General features: G+C 73.4%; 7 protein-coding genes. 5 read left to right on the forward strand and 2 right to left on the reverse strand.

What is annotated here, in order from left to right:
• Positions 1-215: 215 nt before the first annotated feature.
• Together ABZ234_RS33495 and ABZ234_RS33500 are read left to right on the forward strand one after the other, a co-directional pair.
• Positions 216-1,067: a DUF4097 family beta strand repeat-containing protein gene (locus ABZ234_RS33495; RefSeq protein WP_267948365.1), complete on the forward strand. Its 852-nt coding sequence runs from the start codon at positions 216-218 to the stop codon at positions 1,065-1,067.
• A complete protein-coding gene (locus ABZ234_RS33500; RefSeq protein ID WP_355014716.1) occupies positions 1,068-2,207 on the forward strand; it encodes a helix-turn-helix transcriptional regulator in 1,140 nt (379 codons plus the stop codon).
• Positions 2,208-2,287: 80 nt separating this feature from the next.
• Here the strand turns inward: ABZ234_RS33500 and ABZ234_RS33505 are convergent, their stop codons facing one another.
• A complete protein-coding gene (locus tag ABZ234_RS33505; protein ID WP_355014717.1) occupies positions 2,288-3,835 on the reverse strand; it encodes a serine hydrolase domain-containing protein in 1,548 nt (515 codons plus the stop codon).
• Between the two features lie 393 nt (positions 3,836-4,228).
• Positions 4,229-5,422 (reverse strand): NADP-dependent malic enzyme, encoded by a 1,194-nt coding sequence (locus ABZ234_RS33510; RefSeq protein ID WP_355014718.1) that lies wholly within the window; start codon positions 5,420-5,422, stop codon positions 4,229-4,231.
• 390 nt (positions 5,423-5,812) lie between these two features.
• On the opposite strand from ABZ234_RS33510, the gene ABZ234_RS33515 reads away from it, so the two are divergent.
• From ABZ234_RS33515 to ABZ234_RS33525, 3 genes are read left to right on the forward strand one after another with little or no spacing between them, the layout of a single operon-like run.
• Positions 5,813-6,730 carry an ABC transporter substrate-binding protein gene (locus ABZ234_RS33515; protein WP_355014719.1) on the forward strand — a complete coding sequence of 306 codons (918 nt, stop codon included), beginning with the start codon at positions 5,813-5,815 and terminating at the stop codon, positions 6,728-6,730.
• 43 nt (positions 6,731-6,773) lie between these two features.
• Positions 6,774-7,736 (forward strand): amino acid ABC transporter permease, encoded by a 963-nt coding sequence (locus tag ABZ234_RS33520; RefSeq protein ID WP_267948360.1) that lies wholly within the window; start codon positions 6,774-6,776, stop codon positions 7,734-7,736.
• Positions 7,736-8,554 (forward strand): amino acid ABC transporter ATP-binding protein, encoded by an 819-nt coding sequence (locus ABZ234_RS33525; protein ID WP_355014720.1) that lies wholly within the window; start codon positions 7,736-7,738, stop codon positions 8,552-8,554. Before ABZ234_RS33520 ends, ABZ234_RS33525 begins: the two co-directional genes overlap by 1 nt.
• Positions 8,555-8,679: the final 125 nt, after the last annotated feature.

Below are 8,679 nucleotides of genomic sequence, written 5' to 3' on the forward strand. Positions count from 1 at the left end.
GGGGCGCGGCGGGGCGGCGCGCCGCGGCGCCCCGCCCCGCGGCCCCCCCCCGGGCGCCCCGCCCCCGGCGGCGGGCCGGGGGCCCGGGCCCCGGACCGGCCTCGGGGAGAACCCCTGCTCCCCCCTGAACCGCCCCCGAAACTACGCGACATATCTTGAGTTCCCCCCACTCGCGACATATCGTGAAGGCACAGAGCAAGCGAAGGGATCACACGATGGCGCGTTGGACCATCGACAGGCCGATGACCCAGACCCTGGACGGCATCGTCGCGTTGCGGGTCCGGATCATCGGCGGTCACGTCAACATCCTGCCCACCGACGACCCGGCCACCTTCGAAGTCACCGACATCGTGGGCGACCCCCTCCTGGTCACCCAGGAGGCGGGCATCCTCACCATCCAGTACGAGGACCTCACCGGGCCCGGTTTCCTGGACCGGCTCCGCCCGATGCAGCTCTCCGCCTACAAGCGCGTGCAGCACCGCAGGGCGACCGTCAACCTGCGCCTTCCCCACGACTGCCCGGTGGAGGTCACCACGGCCACCGCGCCCATCGTGGCGGCGGGGATCAGCGCGCGCAGCCAGCTGCGGACCGCCTCCGGCGAGATCACCCTCGACGAGGCCTCGGGCGAGACCGAGATCGCCACCGTCTCGGGCAACACCGCCGTGCGGGGCGCCAGCGGCAACCTCAAGTTCAACAGCGTCAGCGGCCAGCTGGCGGTGGCCGGCGGCCGCCTCTCCGCGCTGAGCGCCAAGACCGTGTCGGGCCAGCTGCTCGCCGACACCGACATCGCGCCCGCCGGCCGGGTGCGGCTCAACTCGGTGTCCGGGGAGATCGCCCTGCGGGTCCCCGCCGACACCTCGGCGACCGTCGAGCTGCGCACCTCGACCTCGCCCGTGAACTCCGACTTCGGCCTGGACCGGCGCAGCGCCCCGGCCAGGACGATCCTCAGCGGAAAGATCGGCAGCGGTGTCGACCCCGCCTCCATCACCGTCAACTCCGCGTCGGGGCGGACCGCGCTGCTGCGGCGCGCGCCCGAGGCCCCGGCCGCGATCCCCGAGGGGGCCTGAATGAGCACCATCTTCGGCCACGGCAGACTGCGGCTCTACCTGCTCAAACTGCTGGACGAGAGCCCGCGGCACGGCTACGAGATCATCAGCCTGCTCCGCGACCGCTTCCTCGGGGTGTACTCGCCCTCCCCCGGCACCATCTACCCGCGCCTCGCGCGGCTGGAGGAGGAGGGGCTGGTCACCCACACCGAGGAGGGCGGCCGCAAGGTCTACCGGCTCACGGACAAGGGCCGCGCCGAACTGCGCGGCCGCAGCGGCGACCTCGACGACCTGGAGAAGGAGCTCACCGACTCCGTCCGGGACGTCGCGCGGGCGGTCAAGCAGGACGTGCGCGCCACCATCAGCTCGCTGCGCGAGGAGCTGAAGTTCGCCGCGGGCGGCGCGCGCCGCCCCGAGCCCCCGGCCGGGGGCGGCCGGAGCGACCGCGGTCCCGACGACGCCACGGGGCCCGCCCCCTCCGCGGAGGAGGCCGGCGCGTCGGAACGGCGCGCCCCGGAGGCCGACAAGCCGTCGGAGGGGTCCTCCGGCCGACAGGAGGACCCCCGGGAGGAACCCGGGAACCAGGGCTGCGAGGACGGCCCCCGCTGGGCCCGCGAGTGGGAGCGCTTCGCCCAGGGCTTCGGCGCGTTCGGCGCGGTCTGGAGCCGCGGCGACTCCGACCGCCGGTCCGAGGGGCCGGAGTTCGACCGGGCGCTGCGCGACTTCGGCGACAGGGTGCGCGACGTCGTCCGCGAGGCGGGCCACGTCGGCGAGGCGGCGGCGCACGACCTCCGGCGCATCCTGGACGACACGGTCGAGGTGATCCGCAGGGACGCGCGGAACTGGGGCCCGACCGGGGACGGCGGCGCCGGACCCGGGACGCCCGGGGACGCCGCCGAGGAGGCACGGGACGCAGGGGACGCCCCCGGCCCCGAGGGCTCCGGCGACCCCGGCGGACCGGCCGGGACGCACGCGGCTCCCGGGGAGCGGGCCCAGGACGGGCCGGAGGCCCGGCCGATGCCCTCCGCCCCGGGAGGGGACCCCTGGAGCGAGGCCGTCGGCGATCCCGGTGACGGGAACGCGGACGGCGCCGCGGAGGGCGGCGACGCCCCGGAACCCGGGAGCGGCTCCGCCGACGGGAGCGGTGGCAAGGACCGGTAGTCGAACGATCGGGGCCCGGCAGGCGTCGCGGGGGCGCGCCTGCCGGGCCCTGTCGTGTCCCCTCCCCCGCCCCTGCGGGGTCAGAGGGAGGCCAGGGCCGCCAGAAGGGCCGTGCCCGCCGCGGCGACGGGGAGCACCAGCACCCACCGCGCCCACCGCCGGGTCCCCCGCGCGGTCGGGAGCTCCGGCCACCGGTACGCGCCCACCGCCAGGGACGCGGCCAGGAGGAACACCCCCGCCACCCATGCCCACGGGGATACCAGGTGCCAGAACCCGGCGAGGCGCGCGTACTCGAGCAGCGCCGCCCCGGCGAGCCCGTGGGCGACCAGGCCCAGCCGGTCGGTGGGGCGGCGCCACAGGACCCCCGGTCGGCGCCGGGCGGCGAACCCCAGGGCGAGGAGGCCCGGCACGAGCGCGAGAAGGGCGGTGGCCGCTCCGTAGAGCCGCTCCCCCGCCGCGTTGTCCGGGCTGGACTCCTCGACTCCGAGCAACCTGAGGCCGATGTCCTCGCTGAACCGGTGCGTGTCGGACAGGACGACGGCGCCCCGGTCGCCGGCGTAGCCGATCCACGCCGTGTGGCCGTTGGTCGTGGCGTTGCCGCCGTGGCCGGTGATCGGCACGCCCCCCAGCGTCTCCACGTACCAGCCGAGGCCCTGGTCGCGCCGTTCGACGTCGCCGGGGGCGACGGGCAGCACCGCCCCGGCGCCCGGGGCCGAGCCGTCCATCACCGCGGCCAGGAGCAGGCCGAGGTCGTACGCGGTCGTGACCAGCCCGCCGGAGGGGCTGTTGGCCTCGGCGCGGTCCGGGACGAGGGGGCGCCCGCGGTCGGCGTCGTGCACACCGAACCCCGGCCCGGCCCCGTCGGTCCAGACCGCGCTGTCGTCCATGTCCAGGGGCTCCAGGATCCTCTCCCGGACCAGGTCCGCGTAGTCGGCCCCCGCGCGGGCCGCGAGGGCGTGCCCCAGCAGGTCGACGCCGGTGTTGGAGTAGTGGTTGGCCCCCCGGAGCCCCGGGTCGACCCTCGCCCGCCCGGAGACGTCCTCCAGGAACTCCTCGACGGAGCCGGGGGGCTCGGGGTGGCGCTTGGCGGCGAACTGCCACAGGGTCTGGGGCAGGCTGGTCTCCTCCCTGTCCAGCCCCGACGTGTGCGTCGCCAGCTCCTCCACCGTGACCCCCGACAGGGCCGGGTCGGCGAAGTCGAGGCCGTCCAGGAGGTCGCCGACGCGTGTGTCCGGGGTGAGTTCGCCGCGGTCGACCATGTCGGCGAGCAGCATCCCGGGGAGGACCTTGGCGACCGAGGCGGATCCGAACAAGGTCCGTCGGCCCACCGGATCGCCGCCGGTCCCGGCACCGCCCAGCTCCGCCGTGCGCACGCGGAGGGCGCCGTACCCGTCCGGTTCGACGACGGCGACCGCCAACCCGTGGTAGCCGGTGGGGTCGGTGATCCCGTCCCGGACCTGTGCGGCCAGCTCCGTGTCCCCGCCGGACCGCGCTCCGAGCTCGTAGGGGCGCGGTGCTGCCGTCACCGCGCAGACCGCGGCGAGGACGGCGAGAACGGCGGGCAGCGACTTCGCCGCCCACCGCACGCGGGGGCGGAGCCCGTCGGGAGCGGGGTCGGGGTCGTTCATCGGCGGCGGGGCTCCTCACTCGGGCCCGCGCCCTCGGTGGCGCGGGTGACCTGGAAGAACCTACGGCCGCGACCCCCGGCTCCGCCCTACGCCCCTCCCCCGGTTCCGGGGTGGGGCCGGCCCCACCCCGGAGGCGCCGGGGCCGTCCGCGCCCAGGGGAGGGACGGGCTGCGCCCGCCGGGACCTCGGGGCCGGGCAGGGTCCTCCGAGGCGGCTCGACGCCACCGGCCGCCCCGTTCCCGTGTACGGGCCCCGGGCCCCCGCACACGGGAACGGGGCCCCGGCGCGTGCGCGCCGGGGCCCCGTCGTGTCACCGCGGTCCCGCGTGGTGCGTCCCGCGGCCGCGTCCGACCGGTGCGGCCGCCCCGCGGCCGCGGACCGGTCCGCGCGGTCCTACTGCCGGACGACCCCGTCCTCGCGGGCCTGGGCGGCGACCGCGGCGGAGACCGCCGGGACCACCCGCGGGTCGAAGGGGCTGGGGATGACGTAGTCGGCGGCCAGGTCGTCGCCGACGAGTCCGGCGAGCGCCTCGGCCGCGGCCAGCTTCATGTTCTCGGTGATGTCCGTGGCGCGGGCGTCGAACGCCCCCCGGAACACGCCGGGGAAGGCCAGCACGTTGTTGATCTGGTTCGGGAAGTCGCTGCGCCCGGTGGCGACGACGCTCGCGTACTTGCGGGCGACGTCGGGGTGCACCTCGGGCTTGGGGTTGGCCATCGCGAAGATGATCGCGTCGTCGGCCATGGTGGCCACGACCGACTCCGGGACCTCCCCGGAGGACAGGCCGATGAACACGTCGGCGCCGGCGAGCGCGCTCTCGATGGAGCCGCTCAGCCCGGCCCTGTTGCTGATCCCGGCCAGCTCCTGCTTGACCGGGTTCAGGCCCTCCCGGCCCTCGTGGATCATGCCCTTGGAGTCCGCGACGGCGATGTCGCCGATCCCGCCGTCGATGAGCATCTTGGTGACGGCGACCCCGGCGGAGCCCGCCCCGGAGACGACGACGCGCAGGTCGGCGAGCGTGCGGCCGGTCAGGCGCGCGGCGTTGTGCAGCGCGGCGACCGTGACGATCGCCGTGCCGTGCTGGTCGTCGTGGAAGACGGGGATGTCGAGGCGCTCGCGGAGCCGGCGCTCGATCTCGAAGCAGCGGGGGGCCGCGATGTCCTCCAGGTTGATCCCGCCGAAGGACGGGGCCATCCGGACCACGGTCTCGACGATCTCGTCGACGCCGGTGCAGCCCAGGGCGATCGGCACGGAGTCGACGTCGCCGAACTGCTTGAACAGCAGCGACTTGCCCTCCATGACGGGCAGGGAGGCCTCGGGGCCGATGTCGCCCAGGCCCAGCACCGCGGTGCCGTCGGTGACGACGGCGACCAGGTTGCTCTTCCAGGTGTAGGTCTCGACGAGCTCGGGGGTCTCGGCGATGGCGTCGCAGACGCGGGCGACGCCGGGGGTGTAGGCGAGGGACAGCCCCTCGTGGTCGTGGACGTCGACGGAGGAGGAGATGTGGAGCTTGCCACCGCGGTGCAGCGCGAAGGCCGGGTCCTCGTCGAGGTGGGAATGCTGGTCTTGGGTACGCGAAACGGTCGTCACTACTCAAACCCCTCGGTATGCGTGTCCACCCGGCCGTCGGCCATGACGGGGGCGGACCTTGGCAGTGGTGCGAACCGCGCGCGAAGAAGTGAAGGTGCCAGGGGAGCTCTCCTCCGGTGCCGGTCGGCCATGACCGGTGGTGTCGCCGGGGGTGAGTCGTTCTTCGCCGGACTCTTATGCGAGTACTGCGCGGTCGCCTCTCACGGGGATGACCCGTTACGCAATCCTCTCACAACGGTGACCACAGGAAAATCGCGGGTCGGCACGATAGGACGGCACCGACTTATCAGCTTTTGTCGCACAATGATCTCAATAGTCGTTTTGGCTCGGGCGGTGGGGCCACGAACCCGCCTCCGACCAGGCACTCCGTGCTCTGAAGGAGACCCCACGATGGCTCTGCTCAAGCCCCACTCCGCGCCTCTCACCCTGGGCGCCCTGTCCGTCGCCGGCGTCCTGGCCCTGACCGCGTGCGGCGGGGACGGCGGCGCCTCGGAGGAGACCGCGACGCCCGAGGCCCCCGCCGTCGAGGTCGACGAGGAGCTCGCCGCGCTGGTGCCCGCGGACGTCGCCGAGGCCGGTTCCGTCACGATCGGCGTCGAGGCCTCCTACCCGCCCGGGGAGTACCTGGACGAGGACGGCGAGACGGCCCTCGGCTTCAACGTGGACCTGGTCACCGCGGCCCTCGGCAAGCTCGGCCTGGAGGCCGAGTGGGTGCCGACCGCCTTCGACTCCATCGTCATCGGCGTCGACACCGGGACCTACGACCTGGGCTCGTCCTCGTTCACCGTCACCGAGGAGCGCATGGAGCAGGTCAACATGATCAGCTACTTCTCCTCGGGCACCCAGTGGTTCGCCCAGACCGGCAACCCGCAGGACGTCGACCCCGACAACGCCTGCGGCATGCGCATCGCGGTCCAGTCCGACACCACCCACGACGCCGACATCGAGGCGCGCAGCGAGGCCTGCGTCGAGGCCGGCGAAGAGGCCATCACCATCCAGAAGTTCGAGAACCAGCCGCTCGCGACCGAGACCGTCGTCTCCGGGGTCAACGACGCGTCCCTGGCCGACATGCCCACCGCCGTCTACGCGCTGGAGCAGACCGGCGAGGGCGTCCTGGAGCTCATCGGGGAGCAGTACGACGCCGCCCCGTACGGCGTCCTCACCCACAAGGAGGACACGGAGCTCGCCGAGGCCGTCGCCGCGGCCTTCAACGCCATCATCGAGGACGGCACCTACACCGAGATCCTGGGCGAGTGGGGCGTCGAGGCCGGTGTCCTGGAGACCGCCGAGGTGAACCCCGAGCTGTAGGGGCACAACCCCCACAGACATCCACCGAGCGAAAGACTGACCTGTGTCCTCACCGACCGAACCGGTGAGCGGTCCGGGGTCGCCGAATCCGACCCCGGGCCGCTCCACCGAACCCGTCACCGCCGTCCCCGTCCGCTACCCGGAGCGGTGGGTCGCCGCGGCGGTGATCCTGGTCCTCGCCGCCATGTTCGTGCACATGCTGTTCACGAACGACGCGTTCAACTGGCCGTTCATGCTGGAGCACATGTTCTCGGACCCGGTGGTCCGCGGCGTGTGGGTCACCATCAGCGCCACCGTGCTCTCGATGCTCATCGGCATCGTCCTGGGCATCGTCCTCGCGGTGATGCGGCTCTCCGGGAACCCTGTCCTGATGGCGGTCTCGTGGCTGTACACCTGGTTCTTCCGCGGTGTGCCCCGCCTGGTGCTGGCGGTGCTCTTCGGCAACATCGCCATCCTGTACACCACGATCGCCATCGGCCTGCCGTTCGACAACTACTGGATGCCTTGGCTCGGGCTGGAGGGCGACGCCCGCTTCTTCGAGATCGACACCCGCACCCTCCTGAGCGGCTACGTGGCGGGCCTGCTCGCCCTGTCGCTCTCCGAGGGCGCCTACATGGCCGAGATCATCCGGGCCGGGCTCCAGTCCGTCGACAAGGGGCAGACCGAGGCCGCGCAGGCCCTCGGCATGGGCCGCGGCAGGATCATGCGGCGGATCACCCTGCCGCAGGCCATGCGGGTCGTCATCCCGCCCACGGGCAACGAGACCATCGCCATGCTCAAGGACACGGCGCTGCTGGCGTACGTGCCGGTCACCATCGAGCTGTTCTACCAGCTCCAGGCCATCGGGTCCCGGACCTACCAGATCTTCCCGATGCTGGTCGCCGCCTGCCTGTGGTACCTCACCATCACCAGCGTGCTGATGGTCGGCCAGTACTTCATCGAGCGCAGGTTCAACCCCGGCCAGTACGGCGGGATCCGTGGCCGCATCGTCGGAGGGGCTCACTGATGGGCGAGCAGAGCAGCGACCGGGTCATCGAGACGGCCGAGGGCGCCGAGCTGCCCGCCGACGCCCTCGTGGTGGCCGACAACGTGCACAAGAGCTTCGGGCGGCTGGAGGTCCTCAAGGGCATCGACCTCCAGGTCAGGCGCGGTGAGGTCATGTGCATCATCGGCCCCTCGGGGTCGGGGAAGTCGACGTTCCTCCGGTGCGTCAACCACCTGGAGAAGCTCTCCGCCGGACGGCTGTGGGTCAACGGGGAGCTCATGGGCTACCGGCAGAAGCGCGGCCGCCTGTACGAACTCCGCGACAACGAGATCGCCGCCCAGCGCAGCGACATCGGGATGGTCTTCCAGCGGTTCAACCTGTTCCCGCACCTGAGCGTCGTCGGCAACATCATCGAGGCCCCGGTGCAGGTCAAGAAGGTCCCGCACGCGGAGGCCACCGCCAAGGCCCTGGAGCTCCTGGAGCGCGTGGGCCTGCCGGACAAGGCGGACGCCTACCCGGACCAGCTCTCCGGCGGCCAGCAGCAGCGCGTGGCGATCGCCCGCGCGCTGGCCATGGAACCGGCCCTCATGCTGTTCGACGAGCCCACCAGCGCGCTCGACCCGGAGCTGGTCGGCGAGGTCCTGGACGTCATGCGCGACCTGGCCCGGGGAGGCATGACCATGGTGGTCGTCACCCACGAGATGGGGTTCGCCCGCGAGGTCGGCGACTCCCTGGTGTTCATGGACGACGGCCTCGTGGTGGAGTCCGGGGTGCCCTCCGAGGTGCTCTCCTCCCCCAGGCACGAGCGCACCCGGGCCTTCCTGTCCAAGGTGCTCTAGAGTCGGTCTCCTTCCCCGGGCGCCCCCCCCCGCCCGGGGGGGGGGCCCGCCGGGTCCCGGCCCGCCCCCCGCGGGGCCGCCCCGGGGCGGGAGGCCCGCACCCGCCCGGGACCCCCCCCGGGATC

It is taken from the genome of Nocardiopsis sp. NPDC006198 (assembly GCF_040613895.1).
In the GTDB taxonomy this organism is placed as follows: domain Bacteria; phylum Actinomycetota; class Actinomycetes; order Streptosporangiales; family Streptosporangiaceae; genus Nocardiopsis; species Nocardiopsis tropica.

Excerpts from the sequence above, each read along its gene's own strand:
- ABZ234_RS33500 (WP_355014716.1), top strand. The coding sequence starts at position 1,068 with ATGAGCACCATCTTCGGCCACGGCAGACTGCGGCTCTACCTGCTCAAA.
- ABZ234_RS33505 (WP_355014717.1), bottom strand. The coding sequence starts at position 3,835 with ATGAACGACCCCGACCCCGCTCCCGACGGGCTCCGCCCCCGCGTGCGG.
- ABZ234_RS33515 (WP_355014719.1), top strand. The coding sequence starts at position 5,813 with ATGGCTCTGCTCAAGCCCCACTCCGCGCCTCTCACCCTGGGCGCCCTG.
- ABZ234_RS33525 (WP_355014720.1), top strand. The coding sequence starts at position 7,736 with ATGGGCGAGCAGAGCAGCGACCGGGTCATCGAGACGGCCGAGGGCGCC.
- ABZ234_RS33495 (WP_267948365.1), top strand. The coding sequence starts at position 216 with ATGGCGCGTTGGACCATCGACAGGCCGATGACCCAGACCCTGGACGGC.